The 26873-nt window shown below is 68.7% G+C and carries 28 protein-coding genes and 1 pseudogene; 16 read left to right on the top strand and 13 right to left on the bottom strand.

What is annotated here, in order from left to right:
- Nucleotides 1-75: 75 nt before the first annotated feature.
- From ACQEV1_RS47460 to ACQEV1_RS47440, 5 genes are all read left to right on the top strand, one after another.
- Complete coding sequence (locus ACQEV1_RS47460; RefSeq protein WP_433404166.1) at nt 76-1347, top strand: barstar family protein; 1272 nt, start codon at nt 76-78, stop codon at nt 1345-1347.
- A gap of 228 nt (nt 1348-1575) precedes the next feature.
- The gene (locus tag ACQEV1_RS47455) at nt 1576-2769 is read left to right on the top strand and encodes a hypothetical protein (protein ID WP_433404164.1); all 1194 of its coding nucleotides are present in this window, start codon (nt 1576-1578) and stop codon (nt 2767-2769) included.
- A 184-nt stretch (nt 2770-2953) separates the two neighbouring features.
- On the top strand, nt 2954-3421 hold the full coding sequence (locus ACQEV1_RS47450) for a MarR family winged helix-turn-helix transcriptional regulator (protein ID WP_433404162.1): 468 nt from the start codon (nt 2954-2956) through the stop codon (nt 3419-3421).
- A 2-nt stretch (nt 3422-3423) separates the two neighbouring features.
- Complete coding sequence (locus ACQEV1_RS47445) at nt 3424-3885, top strand: hypothetical protein (RefSeq protein ID WP_433404159.1); 462 nt, start codon at nt 3424-3426, stop codon at nt 3883-3885.
- Nucleotides 3886-4478: 593 nt separating this feature from the next.
- The gene (locus ACQEV1_RS47440; RefSeq protein ID WP_285626070.1) at nt 4479-4985 is read left to right on the top strand and encodes a DinB family protein; all 507 of its coding nucleotides are present in this window, start codon (nt 4479-4481) and stop codon (nt 4983-4985) included.
- A 12-nt stretch (nt 4986-4997) separates the two neighbouring features.
- Here ACQEV1_RS47440 and ACQEV1_RS47435 read toward each other — a convergent pair.
- Nucleotides 4998-5257 (bottom strand): annotated as a pseudogene (locus tag ACQEV1_RS47435) (IS5/IS1182 family transposase); the annotation flags it as partial.
- 489 nt (nt 5258-5746) lie between these two features.
- Between ACQEV1_RS47435 and ACQEV1_RS47430 the strand changes: the two are divergent.
- From ACQEV1_RS47430 to ACQEV1_RS47420, 3 genes are all read left to right on the top strand, one after another.
- Entirely contained in the window at nt 5747-6520 is a 774-nt protein-coding gene (locus ACQEV1_RS47430; protein ID WP_433404156.1) for a hypothetical protein, read from the top strand.
- A 309-nt stretch (nt 6521-6829) separates the two neighbouring features.
- Nucleotides 6830-7162, top strand: coding sequence for a hypothetical protein (locus tag ACQEV1_RS47425; protein ID WP_433404154.1), 333 nt, complete (start codon nt 6830-6832; stop codon nt 7160-7162).
- 163 nt (nt 7163-7325) lie between these two features.
- Entirely contained in the window at nt 7326-7961 is a 636-nt protein-coding gene (locus tag ACQEV1_RS47420) for an SIMPL domain-containing protein (protein WP_433404151.1), read from the top strand.
- A gap of 88 nt (nt 7962-8049) precedes the next feature.
- Here the strand turns inward: ACQEV1_RS47420 and ACQEV1_RS47415 are convergent, their stop codons facing one another.
- Together ACQEV1_RS47415 and ACQEV1_RS47410 are read right to left on the bottom strand one after the other, a co-directional pair.
- Entirely contained in the window at nt 8050-8772 is a 723-nt protein-coding gene (locus ACQEV1_RS47415) for a hypothetical protein (RefSeq protein WP_433404148.1), read from the bottom strand.
- Between the two features lie 125 nt (nt 8773-8897).
- Nucleotides 8898-9584 carry a TetR/AcrR family transcriptional regulator gene (locus tag ACQEV1_RS47410; protein WP_433404145.1) on the bottom strand — a complete coding sequence of 229 codons (687 nt, stop codon included), beginning with the start codon at nt 9582-9584 and terminating at the stop codon, nt 8898-8900.
- A 74-nt stretch (nt 9585-9658) separates the two neighbouring features.
- Between ACQEV1_RS47410 and ACQEV1_RS47405 the strand changes: the two genes are divergently transcribed.
- Both ACQEV1_RS47405 and ACQEV1_RS47400 read left to right on the top strand, forming a co-directional pair.
- Nucleotides 9659-10105 carry a VOC family protein gene (locus ACQEV1_RS47405; protein WP_285626086.1) on the top strand — a complete coding sequence of 149 codons (447 nt, stop codon included), beginning with the start codon at nt 9659-9661 and terminating at the stop codon, nt 10103-10105.
- The gene (locus ACQEV1_RS47400; RefSeq protein ID WP_433404142.1) at nt 10102-11130 is read left to right on the top strand and encodes an aldo/keto reductase; all 1029 of its coding nucleotides are present in this window, start codon (nt 10102-10104) and stop codon (nt 11128-11130) included. The genes ACQEV1_RS47405 and ACQEV1_RS47400 overlap by 4 nt, the downstream gene beginning before the upstream one ends.
- Before the next feature lie 18 nt (nt 11131-11148).
- Here the strand turns inward: ACQEV1_RS47400 and ACQEV1_RS47395 are convergent, their stop codons facing one another.
- Nucleotides 11149-12450: a hypothetical protein gene (locus tag ACQEV1_RS47395; protein ID WP_433404141.1), complete on the bottom strand. Its 1302-nt coding sequence runs from the start codon at nt 12448-12450 to the stop codon at nt 11149-11151.
- 271 nt (nt 12451-12721) lie between these two features.
- On the opposite strand from ACQEV1_RS47395, the gene ACQEV1_RS47390 reads away from it, so the two are divergent.
- On the top strand, nt 12722-13330 hold the full coding sequence (locus ACQEV1_RS47390) for a hypothetical protein (protein WP_433404138.1): 609 nt from the start codon (nt 12722-12724) through the stop codon (nt 13328-13330).
- Between the two features lie 98 nt (nt 13331-13428).
- On the opposite strand, the gene ACQEV1_RS47385 is transcribed toward ACQEV1_RS47390, so the two are convergent.
- The 6 genes from ACQEV1_RS47385 to ACQEV1_RS47360 form a co-directional block, all read right to left on the bottom strand.
- A complete protein-coding gene (locus ACQEV1_RS47385; protein ID WP_433404135.1) occupies nt 13429-13632 on the bottom strand; it encodes a glycosyl hydrolase family 65 protein in 204 nt (67 codons plus the stop codon).
- On the bottom strand, nt 13629-13844 hold the full coding sequence (locus ACQEV1_RS47380; protein ID WP_433404132.1) for a hypothetical protein: 216 nt from the start codon (nt 13842-13844) through the stop codon (nt 13629-13631). The genes ACQEV1_RS47385 and ACQEV1_RS47380 overlap by 4 nt, the downstream gene beginning before the upstream one ends.
- Nucleotides 13845-14083: 239 nt before the next feature.
- A complete protein-coding gene (locus ACQEV1_RS47375; RefSeq protein WP_433404130.1) occupies nt 14084-15553 on the bottom strand; it encodes a DUF4153 domain-containing protein in 1470 nt (489 codons plus the stop codon).
- Nucleotides 15554-15645: 92 nt separating this feature from the next.
- A complete protein-coding gene (locus tag ACQEV1_RS47370; RefSeq protein WP_433404128.1) occupies nt 15646-16686 on the bottom strand; it encodes a HAMP domain-containing sensor histidine kinase in 1041 nt (346 codons plus the stop codon).
- Complete coding sequence (locus ACQEV1_RS47365) at nt 16683-17369, bottom strand: response regulator transcription factor (protein ID WP_285626105.1); 687 nt, start codon at nt 17367-17369, stop codon at nt 16683-16685. Before ACQEV1_RS47365 ends, ACQEV1_RS47370 begins: the two co-directional genes overlap by 4 nt.
- Nucleotides 17370-17550: 181 nt before the next feature.
- Nucleotides 17551-18501 (bottom strand): SDR family NAD(P)-dependent oxidoreductase, encoded by a 951-nt coding sequence (locus ACQEV1_RS47360; protein WP_433404126.1) that lies wholly within the window; start codon nt 18499-18501, stop codon nt 17551-17553.
- A gap of 102 nt (nt 18502-18603) precedes the next feature.
- On the opposite strand from ACQEV1_RS47360, the gene ACQEV1_RS47355 reads away from it, so the two are divergent.
- The 3 genes from ACQEV1_RS47355 (at nt 18604) to ACQEV1_RS47345 (ending at nt 20910) form a co-directional block, all read left to right on the top strand.
- Complete coding sequence (locus ACQEV1_RS47355; protein WP_433404124.1) at nt 18604-19179, top strand: TetR/AcrR family transcriptional regulator; 576 nt, start codon at nt 18604-18606, stop codon at nt 19177-19179.
- Nucleotides 19180-19257: 78 nt separating this feature from the next.
- Nucleotides 19258-19650, top strand: a complete 393-nt coding sequence (locus tag ACQEV1_RS47350; RefSeq protein ID WP_433404121.1) for a YciI family protein — start codon at nt 19258-19260, stop codon at nt 19648-19650.
- Nucleotides 19651-19668: 18 nt separating this feature from the next.
- A complete protein-coding gene (locus ACQEV1_RS47345) occupies nt 19669-20910 on the top strand; it encodes an RNA polymerase sigma factor (protein ID WP_433404119.1) in 1242 nt (413 codons plus the stop codon).
- Here the strand turns inward: ACQEV1_RS47345 and ACQEV1_RS47340 are convergent.
- Nucleotides 20899-21711, bottom strand: a complete 813-nt coding sequence (locus ACQEV1_RS47340) for a MerR family transcriptional regulator (RefSeq protein ID WP_433404116.1) — start codon at nt 21709-21711, stop codon at nt 20899-20901. The genes ACQEV1_RS47345 and ACQEV1_RS47340 overlap by 12 nt on opposite strands.
- Before the next feature lie 91 nt (nt 21712-21802).
- Here ACQEV1_RS47340 and ACQEV1_RS47335 point away from each other — a divergent pair, with 91 nt between their 5' ends.
- Both ACQEV1_RS47335 and ACQEV1_RS47330 read left to right on the top strand, forming a co-directional pair.
- Nucleotides 21803-22159 carry a nuclear transport factor 2 family protein gene (locus ACQEV1_RS47335; RefSeq protein ID WP_433404114.1) on the top strand — a complete coding sequence of 119 codons (357 nt, stop codon included), beginning with the start codon at nt 21803-21805 and terminating at the stop codon, nt 22157-22159.
- Nucleotides 22160-22163: 4 nt separating this feature from the next.
- The gene (locus tag ACQEV1_RS47330; protein WP_433404111.1) at nt 22164-23060 is read left to right on the top strand and encodes an LLM class F420-dependent oxidoreductase; all 897 of its coding nucleotides are present in this window, start codon (nt 22164-22166) and stop codon (nt 23058-23060) included.
- A gap of 107 nt (nt 23061-23167) precedes the next feature.
- Here ACQEV1_RS47330 and ACQEV1_RS47325 read toward each other — a convergent pair whose 3' ends face one another.
- A complete protein-coding gene (locus ACQEV1_RS47325) occupies nt 23168-23512 on the bottom strand; it encodes a hypothetical protein (RefSeq protein WP_433404110.1) in 345 nt (114 codons plus the stop codon).
- Nucleotides 23513-24721: 1209 nt separating this feature from the next.
- The gene (locus ACQEV1_RS47320) at nt 24722-26860 is read right to left on the bottom strand and encodes a WD40 repeat domain-containing serine/threonine protein kinase (protein ID WP_433404107.1); all 2139 of its coding nucleotides are present in this window, start codon (nt 26858-26860) and stop codon (nt 24722-24724) included.
- Between the last annotated feature and the right edge of the window lie 13 nt (nt 26861-26873).

Below are 26873 nucleotides of genomic sequence, written 5' to 3'. Positions count from 1 at the left end.
GACGCCGTCTGCGGCCCACGTTGACGAACTGAGTGGTGTGCGAGGCGAGTTCGTGATCGCGGATACGGTTGGGCGGTGACGACCGACCGCCCGGGCCGGGCCGGCGATCCGTGGCAGCGGCGGTGGACGTGGGATCGGCGGGTTTCGCCGCGTTGGCTGCTCGTCGGACACACCGGCACGCCGCAGTACCCCGACGAGGACGCCTTGGCGTTGTGCGCCGACATCGACGGGCTGTTCATCGATCTGCCGCCCCGGCCGCGGGAACGCTTCACCCTTCTCGGCTGTACGCCGGACGGCGCGCTCGCCTCGATACTCGACAGCGTGACCACTGGGACCGCCGGTTCCGAGCGAGCGTGGCTGGGCGACCTTCGGGTATCGGCGAGACGCGACGACCCGGCGACAGGGGGCGGCTGGATGGGCGAGGAGCTGCTCGATGTGACCGTGCTGGCCCACCGGCCGTCACAGACCTCGCCGGGGTGTGTCGACGTCGAGTTGGAGGGCTTGGTCGGTGGGTACGACCGCACGGACGGCGTCGATCGTCCTGGTGACGTCACCGGGTTCGTGCTGAGCGGTCCGGACGACACGCGGTGTGGTGTCTGCGTCGACGTCACCGGCGTCTTCCGGGAGCGCGCCGAGCCGCTGGTGCCGCACGTCGTCCTGGTCGGCTGCCGGCCCGAGCCGTCGCTGCTGGCCGCGATCGCCGCAGTACCACAGTCGACGAAGGCCGGCCTGCGCCGCCGCCGGGTGTCCGCCCAGGTGGGAGCCGTCGCCGCCGACGGTTCGGTGGTTTGGCTGGTCAATGGCATGGTGTCCGGGACGATCGTGTCGAGCGTGCCGTCCGCGCTCGGCGACGGCCTCCTCGACGTCACCATCGCCAGTGACGCATGTGAACCGTGTCCGGCGGGGACGCGCGGCATTCTGGACCTGTGGTTCACCGGCCGACCCATCGAACCCAACCTGTGGGCCCGCTATGACCGGACGCTGCGGCACGAGTGGGCCGGCGTCGCACTGGCTCATCATCGCTCCGATGTCCCGGACCAGCCGGCAGGGACCGTGTTCGACCTCGACGGCCGCTTCGTCACCGACATCGAGGGCTTCTACTGCGCCATCGGGGAGGCGATCAACGGCCCAGGCGGCTACTTCGGGTGGAACCTCGGCGCCCTCGATGACTGCCTTGGTGGGAAGTGGGGTGCTCGGGCGCCGTTCCGACTGGTCTGGCACGACTCGGCGGTGGCCGGTGAACACCTCGTCGCCGGCTACGACCGGCATCGGTACGCGCCGGCGGTCACCCTCGACTATCTCCTACAGATGTTCGCCGAACACGACGTCGAGGTCGAACTGCGCTGAGCTCCTCACCTCAGCCCTTCGGCCCGCACATGCTCCCAGCCCGGCCGACAACGGCCAGAATGTCGCCGCCTTCCTGCCAGCGCAAACCTTTGAGAGCGGGGGCCGGACTGCGACAGCGCTGCCAGCGATCCGCCACTGCACGCAGACGGTTTCCGCCCTTCCCTGATGGTTCGGTCGTGAGCTCGGCCGGGGTTGTGGATGGGACCGGTACCGGGACGATCATGGTTCATGACTGGGATCGAACGAGTGGGACAGCCGGGGTGGTGCGGACCGCTGGCCTGCGCCGGCGCGACAGGACCGGTCTACGTTGTGTGCGGTGCGACGTCGGGGTCCGTTCTGCGTGCGGTCGACCTGGACGGCCGGTTGCGCTGGAGCCGGTCCGTTGGTGGGCTGGGCGGCCAGATGCGCGTCGCGTCGGACGGTGGTGTCTGGCTGGCTGACGACGCTGCGCTCGTGGAGACGACGGTGTGGGGTGCGCCGGGTCGGCGGGTGGAGTTTTCGTGTGCGCCTGACGAGCGGATCGGGACGTTCGTCGTTCTGCCCGATGGGTTCGTCGTGGCGTGGCGGACTAATCCGTACCGCAGCGTGCGCGTGGAGCGCACCGACGGGTCGGGCGCAGGACGCTGGTCGGCCGAGTTGCCCGATGTGCACCTGTCTCATGCGGGCGTCGTCGAGATGAGCGCGGCGAACGGCTGGCGTGCGGAACCCATGCCGCCCTGGCGGCCGCGGGATCTGGCTCCCGAGCGCCGCGCTGGGCTGCTCGTTTCGGCGGACCGGGTATTCGCCACCTACACCGACTGGTCCAGCGGTATCGGCATGGGCTTCTGCCTCGACCTGGCGACCGGGGACCTGGTCTGGGTGACGCCGCCGCACCCGACAGGGGAACGGGCGATCGCTGGGCCGGGCCGTTTCCTGGTCGGCAGCCAGGGGTATGGCGCGTTCTCGACACGGTTGTACGACCGGGACGGCGCGACGGTGGCCGAGTGGCCCAGCCACGGGGGCCTGATGGTCAGTAGCCGGGGCAGGATCCGCGTCGTCGAACTGGACAACGACCTGTCCTCGGCCCGGCGGGTCCGGCGGCTGCATCGCGACGGCAGCATGACTGATGGCCCATACCTGCCCGGCTACTACACCGTCGGCCCGGTGTTGAGCAGCGACGGCCGGGCCGCGTTCTGGCGCGACGGCAAGCTGCAAATCATCGATCCTGACCTGTCCGTCCACACCTTGTGCGAAGGAGAAGGGGAAGGCGTCGACCGGATGCTGCTGTTGGAGGGGGGACGGCTGTTCTTCGTCCTCACCACAGACTGGGCCAAGGGCGAAGACAGCCTCGTCATCGCCGACACCGATCTGGCTCCGCTGGACACCGGTGTGTGGTCCTGCGGCGAGAGCGATCTGCACGCCAACCCTGTCCGCTGCTGGTAGAAGCAGCGCCTGGCGGTTTCAGGACCGCTCATGCCGACGAGCGGGCGCGGTGGAAGCTTGTCGCGGTGGCGTCTGTCCGGGTGCGGGAGACGGGTGGCAGGGCGGGTGTGAGGATGAAGGCTCAGCCTGGTGATCTCGTTTCATGTCGCAACGAAATGATCGCGCGGAGCTAGCCAGGGCGGTCATGGAGCTCATCGACCAGGGGCACCGCCGGATCTCCCAGCGCCTCAACCTGACCCGGGTTCGGGTGTTAGGGATGGTGGCCGCCCAGGGGCCTGTCCGTCCGAGCGTGATCGCCGCCGAGCTCGGTCTCACCGCGTCGGCGACCAGCCGCCACCTCGCCGCGCTGGAACAGGCGGGGCAGGTCACTGTGGAGCCTGACCCATCCGATTCCCGTACGTTCCTGGTCCGGCAGACCGAACGCGGCCGCGCCGAGGTCGACGCCACCGTCCAGGCCGGCGCGGCCGTGTTCGCGGAGGTCGTCGCCGACTGGACGGACGAGGACATCGCCACCGCCCGGATGCTGGTCACCCGCCTCAACCAGGCATGGGCGCGGCGCGGCGACGACGCCGCGAGTGCGGCGTCGTCCGGGGGCGGCCCCCGGTGGCGGCGAACACGCCGGCCGGCGAGGACCGGGGAAGGGGAGGACTAGAGATGGACTCGACCACTGTCATCCAGGTGTCGCGGGCGCCGGCGCCCGTCCAACTGGCGCGGGCGCTGCTGGTCCTCGTGGCGGTCAGTCACCTGGTGACGCCCATGGTGATGCGGGCCGGCCAGAGCGCGCTGCGCGACCAGATCGCGTCCCAGCACCCGGACTTCGGCGCGGCAGAGGTCAGGCGCTCCGCCGACATCGCCGTGACGTCCGGCGCGGCGTTCCACGGCCTCCTGCTCGTGCTGTGCGTCGTGCTGGCGTGGAAGCTGGCCACCGCGCGGCCGTGGACCCGTCGGCTGGCCACGGCCTCCCAACTGCTGTCTGTGGTGTTCAGCGTCGTCTCCTGGTCGTCCTCGCCAATGTTCCACGCGGTCATCCCGATCATCGGCGCCGCTCAGATCCTCATCGTCGCCCTGCTCTGGGCACCCCGGCCGGCCCGGGAGTTCTTCGCCAAGCGTCGTTGAGCGATCGCGAGGCCCGAGCTTGTCCGGCAAGGGCACAGGCTCAGCAGATAACCGGCGGAGAGGCGCAGGCGCTCGCCGACGTAATGGTGGCCGATCGGGCCGGATGACCGAACGCCATACCCGCACTAACTTGCCGCAGACCGCGCGCTCGGTCCAGCCGTCTGTTTAGGCTGGCTGTCAACGACTCTTTTCGTCGTGTTGGGCGCCTTCGCCTGTGGAGGTGACGGTGGGGAGAAGGCTGCCAAGAACACGCCTCCGACCACGACCGCACCCCGGACGAGCGCCGCGACCGGTCCGTCCGCCGACGAGAAGGTCGTCTATCACGACGCGGTCGTCGGCAACGACGTGACGGTGAGGACTTCTTCCTCCGGAGCTGTAAGCAGGTGCCGCGGAAGTAGCGCCGGTACCCGGCGGCCGTGCCAGAGGTACCCGCGACGTACCTGAGTCCCAGGGTCTGTCCGGCGGATCATGCTGGTCGGCCCACCGGGCTGAATCGCTGTATCGGCCCGCCGGGCAAGGAGCTGGATGAAGCAGGTTGGGGCCGTCGATAAATCCCTCGACATGGGCCGCGGTGATCGGGGACGCTTCACGGGATGACAAGAATCGATGACACACCGTCTGCGTGGGACGAGCGCACCCAGCTCACCACGTTTCTCGACTACGCGCGTGACACCGCCCGCGCCAAATGTGAAGGCGTCTCTGCGGAGAACGCACGCAAGGCGCTCCTGCCGGGCTCACCGCTGATGACCATGAGCGGAGTGATCAACCACCTCCGCTGGGTCGAGTACTACTGGTTCCAGGTGGTCTTCCTCGGCGAGGAAGACCGGGGCCCCTGGACCGAGGAGGACCCCGACCGCGAGATGCGTATCGCCGTCGACTTCCCGCTCACGCAGTTGCTCGACGAATACGCCGATCAGAGCGCCCGCTACCGCGAACTGGTCGCCGGGAACGGCCTGGACGAGCAGGCGCAGCGAGCCATCCGCAACGGCCTCCACGTCGACTTGCGCTGGATCCTCCTCCACCTCACCGAGGAGACGGCCCGCCACAACGGCCATCTGGACATCCTGCGCGAGATGCTCGACGGCACGACCGGTGACTAGATCTGGCGGAGATCACGGGCGGAGCCAGAGTCGGATCGAGGCGACGGTGACGGCGCCGTGAAATATGTAGCCACGCTTGTCGAACCTTGTGGCCAGAGCTTGGGCGTTCTTCAACGCGTTGATCGTCCGCGCACTTCGTTCGTTCGCCTGTAGATCGTCTTGTCGAAGCCGGCGGGTCGACCGCCTTTGCTACCCCTTCGTTGGCGGTTGGTCCGCTGGTTCTTCGGTTCGGGGATGGAGTGCTTGATCTGGCGTCGTCGCAGGTAGCGGTTGCGATGCGCTTGCGCGAGCTTGTGTTCCAGCCGGGCGCGTTCGTCGCGGGTCTTGCGGAGGCGTTCGGGGATCTTGTGTTTGGGCCAGTCGGGATCGCCGATCGCGTCGAGGTACTGATCTTCCTGGGCGTCGAGTTTGGGGCTGTCGATGAGTTCCGCGCCGGTCGTCTCGGTGGCGCTGAAACCGGGGTCCAAAAGTGCTGTTTCGGCGGTCTGTTTTGGTCTGAGCGACAACCGTTATTTTCGGCATAGTGGCGTTATCGCCAGGCAAAGCCTCGGATTCCGACTGCCTGACCGCCATCCATCCCACTTTGTGCCGGTCGCACAATCGCAGCGGCGGCACTTTTCCCTGGCGGTTCAGTCAGCCTGCTGACGCTAACTTCACCGAAAGATCGTGTGCTCTACTAAACGCACTCATCACACCATCCTGGGTAACAGGGGGCCAGTATGCCGTTAAAGCGCAACTCGGATCCAGTTGACCATGCCAGGTTGCTGAGTTCGCAGGGACTCGATCCAGCCGCCGGCTTCATGCTCGACGTTGGAGACACCAGCCATCCTGACAACTTCGTCGCCCCGGCCTACCGTGTGGAGTCCACCCAGGCGAGCGGTCAGCACACGGCGAAGATAGTGATGGAACGACGTGCCGCCGAGGGTGACAACACCTCGATCTACTTACGAGCCGGGGTCTTCGAGACCAACTACGCTCTCTCGACCAAGATGTTGGCGGACGACCGCGCGGAGGGCGACGTCGCCTCTATCGGCAGCTACCTCACGGACTTCGCAAGCGACCGGACCAATCGGGTCTATCTCTACATGCCCGCCGATATGGCGGAGCGTAACCGGCGTGCTGAGGTAGAACACTGCCAGGACCTGATCTACGCCTACGAACAGACCCTCCTCGTGCTTGACGCCGCCTTGGTCTCGCTCGCCCCGGTCACCGCCGGGACCGAGGAGGCCGCCCGCAACCAGCTGCTGGCCAATCTGCAGGCCGCACTCCCACGAAACCGGGCCCACCTCGGGACCGACCCCGCCAGCTGGGTCAACGAGTACAGGCGGCTGCGTGACCTTACCCGGATGCGCGATCAGGGCTGGCACAGCTTCGGCGCCGAACTCGTCGACGCCGGGACCGTACCAGGTCGCGACACTCCCACGTACCTGACAGGCGTGCGGCGCGACCCCCCAAGCTTCCCCGCCTACTATCTGGCCTTCAACAGGGGCACCACCGAGATCGGCGTCCACGGAACCGCCGGACTGATCGTCTGATCCGCCGGCTGCGCTGGTGGGTCGGCGGACTGATCCCGGAGCGGTCTCCGGCGTCCGGCTCGATGGCGATCCGTAGATGTCAGGTCCACTCGTGCCGGCCCGGGGGACGACCCGCGGAAGCCCCGATGTGAGGGGCTCCGCCTCCCGGTCGGAGGAGGGCCACATTCGTTCGACGGCGTTGTTCGTCCACGGTTCGTGAGAGCGGTGGGGAACAGCGCCGTTGTTTTGTTTCTGCTGGTAGTCGCGAGGGTGATGCGGCGTCGACAACCTCTTATATCGGCCAGCCGTCTTATCCAGGTGAGAACAGCGATGTTCGGCTTCGGCCTGGTCTTTTTCGTCGTGTTGGGCGCCTCCGCCTGTGGAGGTGACGGTGGGGAGAAGGCTGCTGAGAACACGCCTCCGACCACGACCGCACCCCGGACGAGCGCCGCGACCGGTCCGTCCGCCGACGAGAAGGTCGTCTATCACGACGCGCTCGCGGGCAACGACGTGACGATGAAGACCTTCCCCGCGATCATCGGCGCGATGCCCGCCAAGCTGACCTGCGAAGATATCCTCAGGGGCGGCAAAGTGCTGGGCAACACGTACCCGAACGGTGAGGACTTCTTCCTGCGGAGCTGCAAGCAGGTGCCGCGGAAGTAGCGCGAGAACCCGGCGACCGTGCCAGAGGTACCCGCGACGTCCCTGAGCGCCGCGTGATCGCCGGGCGTGGACCGCCTACGACGCCGTCGCCCTTTGATGTGCGGATTTTCCGTCCGTAGCCCGACGTGCGGGGGCGCGCACTGATTGGATCATCGGTATGCAGATGGTGGAACGGCCGTGGGGTGTGGCCGCCTACGGCGCGGCGAGCGTGAAGGCGATGCCCGACCTGGTGCGGGCCAGGTTCAAGGTGATCCGGGTGGAGCAGACGCCGTCTGAGGCGTTCGCGGCGGCCAGCGACGCGGTGCACGCGGTGCGGCAGACGCTGCGGCGGCATGAGGTATCGGACGCGGCCGTTGAGCGGTCACGGCTTGACCTGAAGAGTTCGTGGAGTTACGGCGGGTCGGAACGTAAGTTCATCGGGTACCAGTGTCAGGCGTCGTTCGCCGTCGAGTCCGGTGATCTCGATGATGTCCAGCCTTTGCTCGTCGATCTGGTCGCCGCCGGCGCCAACGAGATCGAGGCGGTCGACTTCGACGTGACGGGCAAGGGGGAGTTGCGAGCGGAGGCCCGCCGGCAGGCGGTCGGCGCGGCGCGGCGCAAGGCCGAGCTGTACGCCGAGGCCGCCGGGGTGCGGCTGGGGGCCGTTTTGCACATTGACGACGTCGACCCTGAGCAGGTCGGGTTCGAACGCTATCGCGGGCACGGCTCGAGCAGCGAGGCGTCTCCTCAGGATCTGGCCCCTGGACATGTCGTGGTATCCGCCGCGGTCATCCTGGGATTCTCGATCAACCACGACTGACCCTGAGGTTCGTGCAGATCGGGTCGGCAAAAGCGTGGCTTTGAGCAGCCGCCGCCGATCTGACGCGTACCCGGTATCTGGGCCGCGATCATCGTGGCGGCGTTTCGGTTCTGCGGCGGTAGGCGGTCATCGTGCTGTGGGTGTGCCGCCAGGTGATGTGGTGGATGCTGGAACCGATCGGCGTCCATTCTCGGGTGAGAAGCCGGAAGAAGCCGTCATCGGCACAGCGGCCGCCCGCGACTTGCCCGATGTAGATCAGTAGGTCGCCTGTGTAGGCGCGGAGGGCGTTGTTCGCCCACGGGTCGCCGTGAGATGGCCAGCACAGCAGCAGCGCCCGGTCGGGATGGCGCCGGGCGGCCGTGGGACCGTCTCGCCGGATGACGGAGTATTCGGTGCCGTCGGTGAATGTGTTGGTGGAAGAGCTGACGGGCTCGTAGGCGATGGCGTCGATACCGGCTTGTTCTGCTTGCCACGCCCAGTAGCCCGAGCCCGCACCGATCTCGACCAGGCCACGACCGGCCAGGACCTGGGTGAGCCAGACGATGTCGCCCGGTGAGGGGATCGCCCATGAGTAGCGCTTGGTCAGCAGGTGATGCCCGACGGGGAGTCCGCGGGCGAAACCATCAGGACAGATACTCTCTCCGGCTACGCGCACCGACGGTAGCTGCCGGACGATTTCCCAGTACGGGTTGTCCACACCGGAGGGGGTGACCTGGTCGTAGGCGCTGTCGGCGATCCGGAAGGCTGTCGTGAGGCCGGATCGTCGTGCCCACCATTGGTGGATCTCGGCGAGCTCTGCTGACACCGTCACCGTGACCTCCTTGGCAGGCTCATGCCGAATAGCCGATATTCACCGTGGCTGAACACGTGCGTCGCGACGTCGCGTAGAGGTCCGCGCGGCCTTGCCGTGCAGCGGCGACCGGTTGCCGCCAAGCCTTACGCGGTCTTCTGCGGTTTGGTCGTTGGGCGTGGCGGGGTCGGTGGCTGGGTGACGGGGTGGCCGTAGAGGGTTGAAGTCCACGCATTGGTGAGGATGTCGACGAGGACCTCTTCGTTGTCGAAGGGAGGGACTTTGGCTGCGGCGAGGTAGTAGAGCCGTTCTCCCATCCAGGTCAGCGAGGCGGCCACGGCGTGTATGTCCACATCGCAGAGTCGTTGGCGGGCATGGGGGTCCGATCGGATGCGTGCCGTGGCGGCGTCGGTGAAGAGGTTCATCTGTTCGAGCCACAGGGCTCGTAGGTCCTCGTCCGAGCCCCAGTTCTCCACGATCGCCATGAGAACGCCTGCGTTGGCCTGCCACAGACGGGCGCCGTCCTGCACGCCTGCCCGAAGCGCGGTGACCGGGTCCTGTTTCCCGTCGATCCAGGGTTGTGCCGCCTGTTGGCCCTGCGACACGGCCTCGCGCACAAGGTCGCCCAACACGGCCTGTTTGCTCGGGAAGTAGAAGTAGAAGCTGGCCCTGGAGACCTCGGCGGCGGTCAGAATGTCGGCCACGCTGAGGGTGTCGAAGCGGCGCTGCCGCAGCAACTCGCGCGTCGCGGACAAGATCCGCTCCCGTAGTTCGGCGGAACCCGGCGCCGCGCCGGATCGACGGGCGGAGCGCGCGGTGCGCTTGGAAGGCATACGAACCAGGATACGACCGTCTGTACGGACACATTGTATGGACTACCTGTCCATACAACGTGTATGGTCCGATCATGACGCAGATAGAGATCCATTTGATCGTCACCGACCCGGACCGAGCCGCCACCTGGTACGCCGAGGCTTTGGGTGCACAAGAGACGAACCGCATCACGCTTCCCGACGGCCGTACGCTGACCGTGGACCTCCGGCTCGGCGACACGGTCCTGGCGGTAGCCGGTGAAATGCCCGCCCGGGGCATGCGTGCGCCCGCCGGCCTCGGTGGCACCTCCGCCGCCCTGCACCTGCGGGTCCCGGACGCGGATGCGGCCTGGGCGCGGGCGCTGCAGGCGGGAGCCACGGTATTCGAGCCGGTGCACGATGCCTTCTGGGGTGACCGCACCGGTCAGCTACTGGATCCGTTCGGGCATCGCTGGGCGCTGGACGAGCATGTACGAGACGTCTCGCACGATGAGATCGTCTCCCGGGCCGCAGAGCTGTTCAGCGGATCGGCGACGGCATGAGGTACCGCACCTTGGGCACGAGCGGGCTGCGAGTCTCTGACCTGATCCTGGGCGCGATGACTTTCGGCGAACAGGGTGGGGTCGGCGCGCCGCTTCCGGAGTGCCGGCGAATGCTGGACCTGTACGCCGAGGTCGGCGGTAACGTGATCGACACCGCGATCAACTACCGTGCCGGGGCCAGCGAGGAGTTCCTCGGCGAGTTGTTGAAAGGTCGGCGAGAGTCGTTCGTGCTCGGCACGAAGTACACCGTGTCCCGCGACCGCGCCGACCCCAACGCCGCTGGAAATCACCGTAAGAACCTGCGGGCGTCGCTGGAGACGAGCCTGCGTCGGCTGCGCACGGACTACGTGGACCTGTACTGGGTGCACATGTGGGACCGTGCCACGCCGATCGAGGAGACGATGCGCGCGCTGGATGACGCGGTGCAGGCGGGCAAGGTGCTGTATGTGGGGATCTCCGACGCCCCCGCGTGGATCGTGGCCCGCGCCAACACGCTGGCGCAGTGGCACGGCTGGAGCCCGTTCATCGGCCTGCAGGTTCCCTACAGCCTGCTGAAGCGCGACATCGAGCGTGAACTGCTGCCGATGGCCGAGTCCCTCGGACTGGGCGTCACCGCGTGGAGCCCGCTGGCCGGCGGGGTGCTGTCCGGCAAGTACACCCGCCCGGACGGGCCCACGGCCGGTGGCCGGCTGGCCGCAGAGTCTGTCTCGGCTCACGACCATGCCGTCGCCCGAGTCGTCCAGGAGGTCGCCGACGACCTCGGTGCCACGGCTTCACAGGTGGCGATCGCCTGGACGATGAGCCGCTCCCGCGCCATCCGCCCGATCATCGGCGCACGCCACCTCGACCAACTCCGCGACAATCTCGCCGCCATCGACCTCACCCTCCCACCCGAAAGCATCACCCGCCTGGAGCAGGCCACCGACTTCACGCTCGGATTCCCGAGCGACTTCATCACCCAGACCACGTCATGGGTCTTCGGTTCGGCGTTCATCGAGCCACGTCCGGCCACGACCACGCAATGAGGGAAGGACTTACTCGGATCAGAGTGCCGAGGGGGCGGGCTTTCGGTGCATGCGGTAGTGGAGCACGAGGAACGGGATCCCGAAGACCCAGAAGGAGTGCTCGGCCCGCAATTCGTCATCTCTCACATAGACGTCGAGCTGCTCCGCGAAGCCGTGGACCGCCATGGCGGTGAGGTCTCTGGTGTCCGGGTCGACGTAGGTCAGGTAGTGACCGGGCTGGTCGAGGTCGCTGCGGCTGGTCAGAACCAGGCCGCCACCGGGGCGAGCGCGCGGCAGGAGGGTCGCGGTGAAACTGGCCTGGGGGATCGGGAAGCCGACACTGACATACCCGCGACCCTCGTGGCGGTAAGTGGTGTAGATGCCCACATAGATCGGCTCGTCATTGTCGGCGAAGGACCGGATCCAGCCACGGATCGCCACGTCGTCGTCCTGCTCGGGAGTAATGGTGTCGATACGGCCCCGGACACCGCGTAGTGCCTCTCGCTGGTTCATCGGCACGCTGGCCTGACCGAGAGGGCGGGCGATCAGCGTCCGGTACACCAGGTACCCCGGACGCACCCACAGCCGCCACTGCGGGACGATGTCGAGCGTGAACCGTGTCGTGTGTTCGTAGAACTCCCGGACACGCGGATCAACCCGCGCTGGATCAAAGTCCGGGCCGCGCAGCTGATCGAGGGAGGCGACGATACCGACGTCGGTTGCGTCTTCGACGTATGTGCCGCCCAGCACCCTGGCCAACTCGCGGACATAGCCGGTGCCGACGTACCTGGTCCGAGCTTCCAGCGGCACGACGAAGGGGAGCTCTTCTGGGCGGACCCGCTCGGCCAGCAGGCTCACCTGCGGGTCCCGGAACAGCAACGACGACAACACCCGGAAGGCGACCACCGTGGTGCTCGCCACCACCGGCGCCGGCGCGGACCGCTGCCGAGCCGAGAACCCCAAGCCGACCGCGGCGCCGACCAGCGGCCCCAACCCCACCTTCTGCGGCCGCAGTCCCATCGCGCCGACGGCGGTGCCGGTCACCGTTCCCACAGCGACCGGTCCAGCGCCGGTGAGGCGTCCGGCCGCCCAGCCAAGCGGAGCGGCCAGTGCACCGCTGGCGGTGATGCGCGCCCAAAGCGCTGGGATCTGGCCAGGACGTTGCCGTGCCCGGGCCACTGCCTCCGCGGCCCCCAGACCGATGGCGCCGACCGTCGCGCCTACGAGGGCCGCCTTCACACCCCGGTGACCGGCCAACGCCGCACCGGCCAGACCACCGATGGCACTTGCAAAGCTGATCTGCTGTATCCGGCCGGGCCCCGACGGATGATCCTCTACCACTCCTAGAACCTACTCTCAGAAGAGGGCATTGCCGCCTGGGGGTCTTCAACGAGCGAGTCGAGCGTCGCTCGTAGCGCGGTGACCTTCTGGCCTGTGTCCGAGTAAGCGACAGTCAGGTCCACTCGCGCTGGCCCGTTTCTGCTGGCAGTGGTCGCAAAACCATATGAATGTGGGTCCGGGCGTATGTGGGATGGCCCTCTATAATCACAGCGCCGACGTTTGGGGGCACCGTTTCAGGTACCGCCACGCGCCGATCCTAGGAGGGCGTGAGATGCCGCCGTGGTGGTTGATCCTGATATGGCTCATCATCGTGCCGATGTCCCTCGTCATGTTGGTAAAGCCGCAGAGGCTGTGGAGCCGACCGGCCCTCGCATGGGCGCGAGATCACCCGGATGACCAGTACACGCGGGGGTGGGACGCCGCCGGGGTGCTGCGCGCCGTCACGGGACTGTTGATCGTCGGTATCAGCACGGTCGTCTGGTTGCAGCGTGCGCACGCCACGGCGCGGCCGCGCCTTCCCGGCACCGACTCCACGGAGAAGGTGACCGCACACCCGGGGCCGCCCCCTCTCGTCGCGATCGCCCCTGACACGTATGCCCGCCACGGCAAGGGGCTGCGCGTAGTTTGGCGATCATGGGCCGAGCGTCTCAACTGCCGACTCGACCACATGCAGGTGAACGAGTCCTCCTCGCGGGTTACGGTCATCGTCTACGAGGCCGGCGTCGAATGCGCGAAGAGGCACGACGCCTACGGCGCGTTCGGCCCCTTCACCACGCGATACACCGACGTCGCTCTGCGTTCGCCGCTCAGGGACCGCGACGTCGCGAACGCCGATGGCGCGGTGGTACCGCCGCTCCCGAAGAAGAGAGCGGCACCGTGAGCTGATCGTTCGTGTTCGAGGTAGTCGGTGTACTGGGAAGGTGTTCGTCATCGCGGACGGCTCCAAATCCACGCTTTTACCGGTGCCTGCGCGGGTTCTCAGGTCTCCAGCACGATGTGCACGGTGTGATGGCCGGTTGTGGCTGCGGGGATCGCCGGTCGGCTCGAGCGGCCGTCGACGGTGCACGAGCGCACCCGGTTGCCGGTGCCGGTCAGGGTGATGTCGAGCGTCGCGTCGCGATAGGGCACGCCGTACAGGCTGACGTCGCCCCAGGCTGAAGGCAGGGTCGGGGAGATGCTCACCTGGTCCGTCGCGCGTCGGCGACGCCGCACAGCACCGCGAAGGCGAGGCCGGCGCCTTCCTGGGACGGATCGAGTTCGCCGGCGCGGGTGTCGCCGCCATGGATGAGATAACCGTAGCTGCCGGGATCCTCACGCCAGAGGTGACGGTTGATCGCCTGCCGCAGCGCCTGCGCGTCGTTCCGGTACCCACGGGCCTCGCCGGACCGGCCCACCTGGTCGGCCTGGGGTCGCGTAGACGGTGTTGATGCCGATCAGCCCCGTCAGCGCCGCATCGTAGAGCCTGCCCAGCGAGTTCTGCCGACCGGCGTCGCGGAAGGACAGCGCGGGCATGCTGAACTCCACCCTGCGTTCCCGGCCGGTCGGGGGTGATTCGGCCGCGCATCGGGATCATTTTGCCAATCCGGAAGCTTCCGGAGCAAAGCACTCACGGGAGATGGCCCCCAGCGCCTGCTCAGCACGTGAGCGACCGCTGGATCGGGTGGCGCCGGAGCAGGGCGCGGGCCTGTGCACGGGACAGGTTGAGGCCGGTCCATGAGTCGCCGTGCTGGAGGGCGTCGGCGAGGTGGTGCAAGGCGCAGGAGCGCTGTGGCTCGGGCAGGCGGTCGAGGGCGGGGGCCGCGTCGGCGGACAGGCCGGACAGGTAGGCGAGGTCGGCTGTGCCGGTGTGTCGGAAATGGTGTACGTCGCGGGCGGCGATGAAACCGTCCGGGTTGAGCAGGCCCAAAGCCAGCAGGCCGATCGCTCCGCTCGTGGCGATCGCGCGGGGCAGCCAGGTCGCCCTGAGGTTGATGCCGGCGATGGCGATGAGCACGATGACCAGACCCATCCAGAGCTCGAAGGCATGCACCCACAGTCGCAGCCTGGTCCAGCCGTACGCCTCCTCGTAGAGGTACAGCCGGCGCAGTGCCACCGCGACGATCACCAGGGTCAGCGTGCACAGCAGGCCGAGGAGTGTACGGACGGTGGTGCGGTCCGTCCGGTTCTTCATCGGGGCGTATCTGACGGCGACGGCCACGACCATCAGGACCAGGCCGGTGACGATCAGAAGCTGCCAGAAGCCCTGCCTGGCGTACTCCGCGTACGACAGGCCGGTGGACTGCAGCAGGCGGTCCTTGTCGGAGGTCAGCAGCACGTCGGCCTGGACCGCGACGAAGCCGAGAAACAGCAGGTCGAGCGCTGCGATCGGGACGACCCAGGGAGCACGGCCGACGTGGGAGGCGGCGGGCAGCCGGTTGAACCGTGGCGGGGCGACGGCGAGGAATGCTCCGGTCAGGACGGTGGCGGTGATACAGCCGAAGATGAGGACGCGTAGGAGCAGCGGCCCCACCGAAAGATCGGGAATCAGCCCGCTGATGGCCCGGCTGAACGCGACGTCCGCAGTGGCGAACAGCGCGCCGAACACCCCGAGCAGCGTGCCGGCGATGAGGAGGGAGCCGACCATTCGCCGGGTCGGCCGCCTCCCGGCTCCCGCGAGCCCGGCCAGGCCGCGACCCGCCCAGGGCACCGAGTGCGGGGCGGCCAGCAGGAGCGCGAACCCCCCGCCGAGCAGATCGATCCAGGAGCGACCGCCGGTAAGGGCGTACGAGCCGAGCGGGACGGCCAGCGTGATCGCCAGGGCGGTCACCCAGCCGGCGTCCACCAGAGCGGGCAGCGCCAGCAGCGCGACCGCGAGCGCGCCGAACGCCAGCGACGTACGGCTACGGCGAGCCACCGGGAACAGCGTGGCCAGCATGGCCACCCCCACGATCAGCACGTTCAGGCCCGGTCGTCCGGGGAAACACATCGCGGCCAGCGTTCCCGCCACCGCCGCCCCGGCCGCCGTCGCCGCAGAGACCGGCCGTGGTGCCTTGGGCCACTCCACCAGCAGCGGCCGGATCGGTGGCCGGACGGCCGGCTCGGACCAGGCCACCCTGGACGGCATGGGCGGAACCGGGCCGGCGTGGGCCTGGTCGGGCTGTTTCCACGGGGGCGGCGCGGATGAGGAATGTGGCCCAGGGGGTGGCGGGAGATCGGTCATGACGATCCTCCGGGAGGTTGCGGAAGTACGACGCGGATGAAGCAGCCGGTCGGGGAGTCGGCCACGGCGATCTGTCCGCCGTGCAGGTCCACCGCCCAGCGGGCGATGGCGAGTCCGAGGCCGGTTCCGCCCCCAGGGGAACCGACCTGCGAGGCGGAGCCTCGGGAGAAGCGTTCGAAGACCCGTCCCCGTTCTTCGGCCGGGATACCGGGGCCCTCGTCCCGTACCTGCAGGAGAAGCGCGTCGGCCTGCGGCCTGGCGGTCACCGTGACCGCGCCGCCGGGCGGGCTGTGCCGGGCCGCGTTGTCGAGCAGGTTGGCGACGACCTGGTGCAGGCGGTCGCGGTCCGCGCGGACGGTGAGACCGGATTCGGCCCGTACCGTGAAGACCGGATCGGGATGGGCGGCCTTGGCGTCCGCGACGGCGGCCTCGAGGAACGGGCCGATCTCGAAGCACGCCAGGTCCAGAGAGACCGCGCCGGCCTCGACACGGGACAGGTCCAGTAGCTGGGTGACCAGACGGCCGAGGCGTTCGGTCTGCGCCAGGGCTCCTTCGATCACCTCCGAGGTGGCGGGGGTGATGCCGTCCGCGACGTTCTCCAGGACCGCACGCAGGGCGGTGATGGGAGTGCGAAGCTCATGGGACACGTTCGCGACGAATTCCCGGCGGTGTTGTTCCACCTCGGCGAGGTCGGCGGCCATCCGGTTGAAGGCCCGGCCCAGCTCGCCGACCTCGTCCCGAGAGGTCGCCCGCACCCGGCGGCGGTAGTCGCCACGCGCCATCGCCCGGGCCGCGGCCGTCATCTCGCGCAACGGCGAGGTCATACCGTGCGCCAGGATCTGGGTCACCAGGACGGAGATCAGCAGCGCGACGGGCAGCGTGATCCGGCCCCGGAACCCCAGGCCGTACCCCCACACCATCATCAGCCCACCGACGCAGGCGTTGCAGACGGCCAGGAGACCGAGCTTGATCTTGATGGACCGCATCGGGTCCAGGGGCCGGGGCAACGCCGTCCACAACCGCCGGAGGAGATTCATGGTGTGGTCTCCAAGGCGTAGCCGACGCTGTGGACGGTACGGATGAGGTCCGCGCCGAGCTTTCGGCGCAGCGCCTTGATGTGGCTGTCGACCACCCGGGTTCCGGAGCCGTCGGCCCAGTCCCACACCTGTTCGAGCAGGACCGCCCGGGTCAGCACGGTCCCCGGTGTACGGGCCAGGATGTCGAGCAGTGCGTACTCGGTGGGCGTGAGGTGCACGGGGACCCCGTCCACCGCGACCTTGCGGGCGGCCCGGTCGATCTCCAGCGGACCGAGCCGTACGACGTCCCGGACGGGGGCCGCTGCCGCCAGCGCGGCGGCGTGTTCCACCCGGCGCAGCAGCGTCCGGACCCGAGCCGTCAACTCGCGCATGCTGAAGGGCTTGGTCAGATAGTCGTCGGCTCCCACCGCCAGCCCGACGAGCAGATCGGTCTCATCGTCCCGCGCGGTCAGCATCAGGACCGGGACCGGCCGTTCGGCCTGGATGCGACGGCAGACCTCTAGCCCGTCCAGGCCGGGCAGCATGAGGTCGAGGAGCACCAGATCGGGGCCGTACGCCCGAAACTCTTCGACCGCGGCCGGGCCGTCGGCCACCACCCGCACCTCGAAGCCTTCGGCACCCAGGCGGGCGGCGACCGCCTGGGCGATCGTGGGCTCGTCCTCGACCACAAGGATCCGTTGCATGACCGCGAGACTAGAAGCCCGTCGCGGAGACCACGCGGACGATCTGTGGGGATTCTGTGAAGATTGCGTCCGTCGCCGCTGCGCAAATGCCGGCCCAGGAGATCACCAGGTCACCGCCGGGCCGGAGAGGATCTGCAGCTTCCCGGTCCTAGCGGATGATCATGTCAATTCCGGCGTCGGCTCACGTGAGGTTCGCGCTCGGGTCGAGGCCGGTCAGGTCGACGGTGGCGGTCCACAGGCGCGCCGCGAGTGCGGCGTCGGCCAGGTGACCTTGGACGGGTTCGAGAACGGGCAGGCCGCGGATCCCGAACATCCGGGGTCCCCAAAGCTGGCCACCGCGCACAGACGGGTCGAGGGCGGCTCGGACGGCGGGCCAGGCGGCAGCCTCCTTACCCTGCAGGAGCAGGCCGGCGGGCAGGGCGCGCAGTCGTTCGCCGGTGGTTCGGACGTGGACCGGCGGGCGTGACGGGGTGAGGGAGTCGAGTGCGCCGCCGGGGTGGGTGACCACACTCAGCGTCGTGCTGCCGGCCGCGCGCAGGCGGCGATCGAGTTCGAAGCCGAACAGCATCTGCGCGAGTTTGGACCGTGCGTAGGTGCGCTTCGGCCGGTAATCGTGGGTGCTCTGCAGATCGTCGAGGTCCAGGCTCTCAGACTTCGCCGTGAAACTGCCGGTGGTGACGATGCGGCTCGCGGGTGTCGCCGTCAGCAGGGGCGCGAGCCGCGCGATCAGCGCGAAGTGTCCCAGATGGTTGGTGGCGAACATCAGTTCGTTGCCGTCCCTGGACTCGCGACGTGGCGGCTGGTCGAGCAGCACGCCGGCGTTGCAGACGACCGCGTCCAGCCGTTCCAGCCGCAGGGCGTCCGCGGAGGCTTTGAGCGAGGAGAGATCGGCGAGGTCCAGACGGACGTGACGAACGTGTGCGCCGACGACGCGGGCCTGAATCGACACCTGTGCGGCCTCGGCCTTGGCGGGGTCCCGGCTGGCGAGGATGACGGTGGCGCCGGTGGCGGCGAGCTGCTCGGCGACGAAGTATCCGATGCCCGCGTTGCCGCCGGTGACGAGGAAGTTCTTGCCCTCGGCGCGCGGCAGGCGCCGTACGTTCCAGGGGGCTGGACTGCGGAGGGAGGACATCGTCCGGCTCCTTGGGTTGATGGCCGATGAAACCTGAACTGAGTTCAAAACTATAATCACTATAGATACAGATGCGTTCTAGGGTACAGCTACGATGGAGAGATGCCGACGACCGGGCGCCGTGAGCGCAAGAAGGCACAGACCCGCCGGGCGTTGTCGGAGGCCGCGTTGCGGCTGTTCAGCGAGCACGGGTATGACGGGGTCACCGTCGCTCAGATCGCCGACGAGGCGGACGTGTCCATCGCCACCCTCTTCGCGCACGTGCCGGACGGCAAAGAAGCGCTGATCTTCGACGACGGCGCCGAACGACGCGTCTGGCTGGTCGCCGCGGTCCGCGATCGGCCCTCTGGCCAGTCGGTACTGGAAGCGCTGCGCCGCTGCATGGCGGCCCGGGGACCCTTCACCGACGATCTGTCGCCCGAACTGCGGCACAAGCGCGACCTGATCGTCCGTACACCCGCCCTGCGGGAGTACTCACGCAAGCTCTGGATAGCCGGCGAAGGAGCCCTGGCCGAGGCGATCGCCTCCGAGAGCGGCCGGGACCCCTCCGACATGACCGTCCGCGCGCTCGCCCGCTACGTCCTGGAGATCCCCGAACTCGCGGGCGCGGAACCCGACCCCCTGGCCGCGCTGAACGCCATCTTCGACCTCCTCGAATCCGGCTGGGGCGGTGGATAGTGTCGACATCGGCGAGTCCGCACCGACGTCCCAGTCGAGCGACGGAGCGGCCGTCGTACGAGACGAGAGCTGACAGCCATGAAGTACGTGATCCTCATCCACTCCAATCCGCAGCCGTGGGGGCACCCCACCAGCGACTACCTCGCCGCTCACCAGGGACTGCCCGACGACGTGCGCAAGCGGCTGAACGCCGAGTTCGAGCAGGTGATGTCCGAACTGCAGGCCAACGGCGAACTGATCGGCGGCGAGGCGCTCGGCGACCCCGCGGCCGCACGGCTGTACCGGTGGCAGGACGGCTCCCCGCTGGCGAGCGACGGCCCGTACTCGGAGGCCAAGGAGCACCTGGCCGGGTTCTTCCTCGTCGATGTCGAGAGCCGGGCTCGCGCGGAAGAGGTCGCCGCGAAGTTCGCCGGCCCCGGAGAGACGGTGGAACTGCGGCCGGCGATGTGGCCGGGCGGCGACGACCAGTAGCGATCTCAGGCAGATCGTATGGTGCAGCGGACACTCGCGGACGTGTGGCGTCGGGAGGCGCCACACGTCCTCGGCGCGCTCCTGCGGAGGTACGGCGACCTCGGCGACTGTGAGGACGCGGCCCAGGAAGCCGCGGAGGCCGCTGCTTCTCAGTGGCCTGTCGACGGGGTTCCGGACAATCCGAGGGCGTGGCTGATCCGGGTCGCGTCGCGGCGCCTGATCGACCGGACGCGGGCCGAGTCGGCCCGCGCCCGCCGCGAGGCGCTGGACCTGGCACGACGGCCGGATGACGCCGGCCTGGCGCCTGGAGCGGACGAGGTCCCCGGCACCGAGGTCGACGACACGACCCGCCTGCTCTTCCTGTGCTGTCATCCCGCGCTGAGCAGGCCGTCGCAGGTGGCGCTCAGCCTGCGGGCGGTGGCCGGATTGAGCGTGGCGCAGATCGCGGCCGCGTACCTGGTACCGGTCCGCACGATGACCCAGCGCCTCAGCCGCGCCCGCGCGACGCTGCGTGACGCGGGCGCACGGTTCGCGATGCCGTCGGATGAGGAACTGCCGGCCCGGGTCGCGGCCGTGCTCGACGTCTGCCACCTGGTGTTCACGGAGGGCTACACGCGCACCTCCGGCGAGACACTGGTCGACGTCGAGCTCGCCGAGGAGGCGATCCGGCTCACCCGTCAGGTGCACGTCGCACTGCCCGGCCACGACGAGGTGACCGGCGCGTTGGCGCTGATGCTGCTGACGCACGCGCGGCTGCCGGCGCGGACCGACTCTGCCGGTGATCTGGTGCCGCTGGCCGAGCAGGACCGCTCCCGCTGGCGGCGCGGTCTGATCGCCGAGGGCGTCGCGCTGTTGGAGGAGACACTGCCGCGGGGGCACGTCGGCCGTTACCAGCTCCAGGCGGCGATCGCCGCGGTCCACGCGGAGGCATCGACCTACCAGGCCACCGACTGGATGCAGATCAGCGTCCTCTACGACATGCTGAGCCGAGTCGCTCCCGCCCCGACCGTGACGCTCAACCATGCCGTCGCCGTCGCGATGGCCCACGGCCCGACGGTCGGCCTGGCCCTGCTCGATCCCCTGCTGACCGATCCCGCGATGCGGCGGCATCACCGGCTGTACGCCGTGCGTGCCCATCTGCTGGAGCTGAACGGCGAAGTGGAGGCCGCGGCCGAGAATTACCGGCGGGCCGCGCAGGTGACGACGAGCCTGCCGGAGCAGCGCTATCTCAACCGGCGACTGCGCCGGCTAGGCCGGTGAGACGCGGAAGATCGGCCAGCCGACCTCGGTGCGCCATGAGTCCGGGTCGGGGTCGTCGCGCGGCCCCACGAGGTACGTCTCGTGTACCGGGCCGTCGACGACGAGGGCGTGGTCGGTGACGTAGGCGCCGAGCCGTCCGTACGTCACGTCGATGTCGTCATGCGGCCCGGGATGCACGGTGACGGCGAGTTCGACGGCCGGCAGGATGACCGGCCGTACACGGCCGACGGTGGGCGGCTCCGTGATCGGACGATAGATCAAGACGTCACCGCGGCCGTCGGTGAACAACTCGCCCGCGTACCTGCCTCCCGGCGGTCCGGTCACCCGCCGTCCGGCCAGCGCGGCGTCGAGTTCGTCCATGGCCGTGTCGTACCACTCCAGCACCCGCGCCCGGTCGACCGTCTCTCCGACGGCGGCCACCGTCATCGGCGGCGCCGACCGCAGTTCGACGTCCAGCCGTCCCGGCTCCGGGCGCAGCAGTCGCCGGAGCGACGTCACGGCCATCCTGGTCCGGTCCAGCTCGGATTCCAGCCGGCTCAGATGCGCGGCGACCAGGGACGCGCGGGCATCCGGGTCCGTCGCGTCCATCACCTCGCGAACCTCGCGCAACGGCATGTCCAGCTCGCGCAGCCGGTGGATGACCTGCGCGGCGGGAATCTGCTCGCTGGTGTAGTAGCGGTATCCGCTGTCCGGATCGACGACGGCCGGTTCGAGCAGGCCCCGCTCGTGATATCGGCGCAGCGTACGGACACTCAGACGAGTGATCTGCGCGAACTCGCCGATGGTGAGACCGGGTCGCATGACAACACTCTGCACCCTCTCCCCGGGAGAGGGTCAACGCGGCCCGGCCGGACTTGACCCTCTCCCAAGGAGAGACCGCACGGTGGGCCTCATGACGGACAACGCCCAGGCCATCGACCTGACCGAGCTTCCACCAACGATCACGGATTACCTCACGGCACACCGCACCCGTGACGCGGACGCGGCCATCACCCACTTCACCGACGACGCGGCGGTGATCGACGACGGGAGGACCTACCGCGGACCCGCCGATATCCGCGGCTGGCTGAAGCGGTCATCCGGCGAGTACACGTACACCATCGAACTCATCGGCTCCGAGCGGATCGATGACGAGCACTACACCGCCATCAACCATCTCGAAGGCGACTTCCCCGGCGGCGTCGTCGACCTGTACTTCCGGTTCACTCTGCGCGACGGGCGCATCGCCCGCCTGGTCATCGAGGCGTAGCGGCATGTCCCTGAGGCTCGGCACTTTCGGGGCGTGGTTCAACCCGTCCTACGACGATGACACCCGCGTGCGTTTCGTGGCCGAGGCGGAGTCGCTCGGATTCGGTACCGCGTGGCTGGGCCTGGGGCGGAAGGCCGTTCCCGGCCTCACCCTCATCGAGCGCGCTCTCGACGCCACCAGCGAGATCGTCGTAGCGACCGCGATCGTGAACATGTGGACCAACGACGCGGCGTCGATCGCGAGGTCCTATGAGCGCATCGACGCCAAGCATCCCGGACGGTTCCTGCTCGGCGTCGGCATCGGCCATCCGGAATCGATCACGCGATTCCACTCACCGTACGACACGATGGTGTCCTACCTGGACGAACTCGACGTCGCCGTCCCTGCCGACAGGCGAATCCTCGCCGCGCTGGGTGATCGGTCCCTGCGCCTGGCCAGGGACCGCGCAGCGGGCGCCCATCCCTATCTCGTCGTCCCCGGCCACACCCGTCACGCCCGTGACGTCCTGGGCCCCGGCGTCCTGCTCGCGCCCGAGCACAAGGTCGTCGTCAGCGCCGACGCCGGTCACGCGCGCGCCATCGCCCGCGACTTCGTCGCCGACCCGTACCTCGGCCTGCGCAATTACGTGAACAACCTGCTCCGCCACGGCTTCAGCGCCGCCGACATCGCCGACGGCGGTAGCGACGGACTCATCGACGCCCTCGTCATCCATGGCACGCCGGAGGCCATCGCCGCCCGCCTCACCGCCCACCTGGAAGCCGGCGCCGACCACGTCGGCGTACAGGTACTGGTGGACCCGGGCCACGACCCGATGCCCGGCTACCGCCAACTGGCGAAGGCTCTCTTCTCAGATCGTGCCGGTACCCCGCGCCGGCGAAATCTGCGGAGCGTTCTCGGTTGATCTCACTCGGCGTCCGCTCATGGCTCGTGAGAGTGAGGGGAGAGCCGCGCCGTCGTTCGCTCGCGGGCATCCTCGGTGTTCGAGGATGCCCGCGAGCGAACACTCGTTCAGCCGGCCCTCGCGGGGTCCCGCCTGTCCCGGCTCTTGGCCGGTGCGACGGACGCGTGTACGGGGGCAGGCGACTGAACCAACATGGGGATGGTCCCCAGGTTGACCACTGTTCCACCGCAGCTGGTCGGGAAGTTGTTCAGCGTGCACCCGACCTCAAGGAGCTGATCGGTGCTCGTGCGCACGGTGACGAACACGTTCGCGTTGCCCTGGATCGCCACCGACGCACAATCCACCGTGACGGCGCCGAACGCTGGGGTGAAGTCGGTGAGCGGGGTGGGCGTAGGCGGAGTGGTGGCCTCGTTGACCGTTTGGCCGAACACCTTCCCATTACGAACGGCCACGACGGCCTTCGTCTGGCCTTGGGCCGCCGCTGTGCCGACGCACTTGGACGGTCCCACCGGCCCCGTCCCCCCGGTGGCGCCGGTCGGTCCGGTCGGGCCGGTGGGACCGGTAGCTCCGATGACCCCTGTGGCGCCGGTGGGGCCGATCGGGCCTGTCGGACCGGTAAATCCTGTAGCGCCGGTGGGACCGGCAACTCCTGTGGGACCGGTAACCCCTGTGGGACCTGTTGGGCCCGTGGGTCCGGTAGCCCCGGTGACCCCGTCAACGCCATTGGGACCAGTTGGACCCGTGGGACCGACAGCGCCAACGCCTGTGGCTCCGGTGGGACCTGTCGAGCCTGTCGGGCCTGTGGGTCCAGTAGCGCCGGTGGACCCCGTTGGGCCTGTCGGCCCGGTGGATCCAGTAGCGCCCGTGGGACCGGTTTGCCCTGTCGGGCCTGTAGGACCGGTAACGCCGCTGGGCCCTGTCGGCCCTGTCGGGCCGGTAGGTCCGGTAGCGCCGGTGGGGCCAGTAGCGCCGGTGGGGCCAGTAGCGCCGGTGGGGCCAGTTGGTCCTGTGGGTCCGGTAGCGCCGGTAGCGCCGGTGGCGCCCGTAGCGCCGGTAGCACCGGTGGGAGCAGTTGGGCCCGTAGGGCCGGTTGGTCCAGTAGCGCCAGTTGGTCCGGTGGCGCCCTCATCGCCTTGCGAGCCCTGCGGCCCTCGCAAGCCTTCTACGGCTACTGAGGGAAGATTGTCATCTCCATCTTCTGCGTCACCGTCGTCATCGTCATCGATGGCATCGAAGCAGTGAAGACTCCCAAAGAGCCCACGGTGGCAGTAGGTGGGTAGTGAGCTCAACGTGTACCCGGCGGGCGAGTTCGCAGACATCTTGTGCTCTGCATGAGTCGACACCGGGGAGGACGTCACTACTGCGAGTCCGCCGACCGCCGTGGTCGCCGCGAAAGCCAGCGAAAGTACCTTGGCGAGCGCGTTCGCGGGCCGTTGTTTCTTATATCGTGCCAATTTGTGCACCTGCATATGAGTCGAAATCGGGATTTCCTGCCTTGCCGCACGACCGCGGCGCAATGCGTATACCCGTCCATCGACACGTGAACTACATAATCTAGTTCACAATCAATTAATGCGCGGTGTTGGTGGCGGTGTGGGTTCGCCCCTCTGGGGTGGATTGTCGGATCAGTGATAGCCGTCGTGTCGAGCAGCGGTAAGAGGTCACTTGGTCCAGGACGCGAGTTGCTTGTGCGATCGCACTTTCCACAGTGCGCCCTCGTCCCCGTCCGCGGTGACCAGTGTGGCGCCGTCGCGGCTGAAGGCCAGCGTCTTCGGCGTGTCGATGCGCCGCAGCGTCGTGGCCTTCTTCCCGCCGGGGAGCTTCCAGATATCGACGGTGTCCTCGCCGGCGCTCGGGTCGTAGGAGGGAACGGCGAGACTTTTGCCGTCCGGGCTGAAGGCCATACCGGACGGCATGTGTGAGGCGTCCAACTCGGCGGTCATCCGGTGAGAGGCGATGTTCCACAACTGCAGGCTGTCGTCTTCTGAGTCGGGGAACGCGAGAGTCTTGCCGTCGGGGCTGAACGCCACTTCGTCAGCCGTTTCGGCGGGCCATGAGGCGCGCCGCTTGTGCTTCTTGACGTCCCAGACGAGCATGCCGCCCATATTGCCGTCGTAGTAGCCGCAGGCGACGTCTTGCCCGCTCGAACTCACCGCCATGGAGATACAGACGGTGGTGTCGCCGCCGAGGGGGATGGCACTGGAGGCGTACTTCCCCGTACCGACAGTCCAGACGCCGATGCGGCCACCCGAGCCCAGCGCGGTGAGGGTCCGGCCGTCCGGACTGAACCCCAACGCGCCGATCGCATCGTGGAGCTGGGCGAACTTGCGCCTCTTGTGAGTGCTGACGGTCCAGAGGTCCACACCCTCGTCACTGCTCGCGGCGACGGTCCGGCCGTCCGGGCTGAAGGTCAGCGCGGTGACCCCCTCGCCGGACCGAGGCGTCTTCCAGGAGCGCCTCAGCTTGTGGGTGGCGGTGTCGTACAACCGCACGACCCCGGAGTCCCCGCTGAACGCGACGAGGTCCCCGTCCGGGCTGAGCGCCGTCACGGCGAAATCCTCGTCGGGCGGCACGTCGTCCGGCGGCTGGCTCGGTGTGGGTTGCGGGAAGTCGGATGGCAGACCGTCCAGTGGGTCGGACGGCACCGCGGAGGGAGCGGCCGCGGGCGAGCCGGTCGAGCCGGCGTGGGTGCCGAGATACAGCACGGTGACGCCCAGGATCACGAGCACCGCGATGCCCGCGACTCGTCCGGGCTTGACGGTCGGCGGCGATGGACGGCCGGTACGGGCCGGAGCGGTCCGGGGACCCGGGCTCGGCGGATGGAGCGGCCGTGCGGCTCTCCGTACGGGGTCGGCCGCGCTCGGGCGGGCCGGGACGCTGCTCTTCGGCGGCGACGGCGCAGCCGGCTTCTCGGTGGCGGCGGGCACGATGGCCGGTCTTTCGGCGGCGGCCATGTCCGTCGCGCCGCCGGGTTCCCCGCGCAGGATCTCCGCGAGCTGTTCGGCGGCCTGTTCCGCGCTCGGGCGCCGTTCCGGGTCCCGGCGCAGCAGTGCCGTGATCAGTGGTGCGAGGGGGCCCGCGCGTACGGGCGCCGGCGGGTCCTGGGTGAGCAGGGTGAGCAGGACGGTGGCGTAGTCCGGGCCTTCGTACGGTGGTCTGCCCTCGGTCGCGTTGAAGAGCGTGGCGCCGAGGGCCCACAGGTCGGCGGTGGGGCTGGCGGCGGCGTTCTCGGCCTGCTCGGGGGCCATGAACGCCGGGGTGCCGGTGACGTCTCCGGCCTCTTCGGCGCGCTCACCGACCCGTTGGGCGACGCCGAAGTCGGTGATGACGATCCGTCGTTCGCTGATCAGGATGTTGGCGGGCTTGAGGTCACGGTGGACGACGCCGGCGGCGTGCGCCTCCCGCAGCGCCTCCAGCGTCGCCGCCCCGATCTCGGCGACGCGCCGGTACGGCAGCCGTACCTCCTCCTTGAGGATGTCGGCGAGTGGACGACCATGGAGGAGTTCCATGACGATGATCGGGACGCCGTCGTCGTCGATGACGTCGTGGATCGTGATGATCCCGGGATGGTTCAGCCGGGCGGTGGCACGCGCCTCCTGCAGCGCGAGCGCGCTGAGCTCGGCCCGTTCGTCATCGTCGAGGTCGGGCGACAGGGTGACCTCTTTGATGGCGACCTCACGGCCGAGCATCTCGTCATGACCGCGCCAGACCGTGCCCATGCCGCCCTGGCCGATCACCTCGACCAGGCGGTACCGCCCGTTGACCAGCTGGTGCCCATCGTCCGGCGTAATCCCGTCCACGATTGGTTCCGAT

This window comes from Actinoallomurus sp. CA-142502 (genome assembly GCF_050936355.1).
Taxonomy (GTDB): domain Bacteria; phylum Actinomycetota; class Actinomycetes; order Streptosporangiales; family Streptosporangiaceae; genus Actinoallomurus; species Actinoallomurus iriomotensis.
The sequence above is the reverse complement of the archived record's forward strand: the minus strand, read 5'-3'. Positions and strand labels throughout refer to the sequence as shown.

Excerpts from the sequence above, each read along its gene's own strand:
- ACQEV1_RS47425 (WP_433404154.1), top strand. The coding sequence starts at position 6,830 with ATGTTCGGCTTCGGCCTGGTCTTTTTCGTCGTGTTGGGCGCCTCCGCC.
- ACQEV1_RS47365 (WP_285626105.1), bottom strand. The coding sequence starts at position 17,369 with ATGCAACGGATCCTTGTGGTCGAGGACGAGCCCACGATCGCCCAGGCG.
- ACQEV1_RS47420 (WP_433404151.1), top strand. The coding sequence starts at position 7,326 with ATGGTGGAACGGCCGTGGGGTGTGGCCGCCTACGGCGCGGCGAGCGTG.
- ACQEV1_RS47440 (WP_285626070.1), top strand. The coding sequence starts at position 4,479 with ATGACAAGAATCGATGACACACCGTCTGCGTGGGACGAGCGCACCCAG.
- ACQEV1_RS47375 (WP_433404130.1), bottom strand. The coding sequence starts at position 15,553 with ATGCCGTCCAGGGTGGCCTGGTCCGAGCCGGCCGTCCGGCCACCGATC.
- ACQEV1_RS47405 (WP_285626086.1), top strand. The coding sequence starts at position 9,659 with ATGACGCAGATAGAGATCCATTTGATCGTCACCGACCCGGACCGAGCC.
- ACQEV1_RS47350 (WP_433404121.1), top strand. The coding sequence starts at position 19,258 with ATGAAGTACGTGATCCTCATCCACTCCAATCCGCAGCCGTGGGGGCAC.
- ACQEV1_RS47340 (WP_433404116.1), bottom strand. The coding sequence starts at position 21,711 with ATGCGACCCGGTCTCACCATCGGCGAGTTCGCGCAGATCACTCGTCTG.
- ACQEV1_RS47355 (WP_433404124.1), top strand. The coding sequence starts at position 18,604 with ATGCCGACGACCGGGCGCCGTGAGCGCAAGAAGGCACAGACCCGCCGG.
- ACQEV1_RS47450 (WP_433404162.1), top strand. The coding sequence starts at position 2,954 with ATGGAGCTCATCGACCAGGGGCACCGCCGGATCTCCCAGCGCCTCAAC.
- ACQEV1_RS47410 (WP_433404145.1), bottom strand. The coding sequence starts at position 9,584 with ATGCCTTCCAAGCGCACCGCGCGCTCCGCCCGTCGATCCGGCGCGGCG.
- ACQEV1_RS47335 (WP_433404114.1), top strand. The coding sequence starts at position 21,803 with ATGACGGACAACGCCCAGGCCATCGACCTGACCGAGCTTCCACCAACG.
- ACQEV1_RS47445 (WP_433404159.1), top strand. The coding sequence starts at position 3,424 with ATGGACTCGACCACTGTCATCCAGGTGTCGCGGGCGCCGGCGCCCGTC.
- ACQEV1_RS47330 (WP_433404111.1), top strand. The coding sequence starts at position 22,164 with ATGTCCCTGAGGCTCGGCACTTTCGGGGCGTGGTTCAACCCGTCCTAC.
- ACQEV1_RS47390 (WP_433404138.1), top strand. The coding sequence starts at position 12,722 with ATGCCGCCGTGGTGGTTGATCCTGATATGGCTCATCATCGTGCCGATG.
- ACQEV1_RS47345 (WP_433404119.1), top strand. The coding sequence starts at position 19,669 with ATGGTGCAGCGGACACTCGCGGACGTGTGGCGTCGGGAGGCGCCACAC.
- ACQEV1_RS47400 (WP_433404142.1), top strand. The coding sequence starts at position 10,102 with ATGAGGTACCGCACCTTGGGCACGAGCGGGCTGCGAGTCTCTGACCTG.
- ACQEV1_RS47370 (WP_433404128.1), bottom strand. The coding sequence starts at position 16,686 with ATGAATCTCCTCCGGCGGTTGTGGACGGCGTTGCCCCGGCCCCTGGAC.
- ACQEV1_RS47360 (WP_433404126.1), bottom strand. The coding sequence starts at position 18,501 with ATGTCCTCCCTCCGCAGTCCAGCCCCCTGGAACGTACGGCGCCTGCCG.
- ACQEV1_RS47455 (WP_433404164.1), top strand. The coding sequence starts at position 1,576 with ATGACTGGGATCGAACGAGTGGGACAGCCGGGGTGGTGCGGACCGCTG.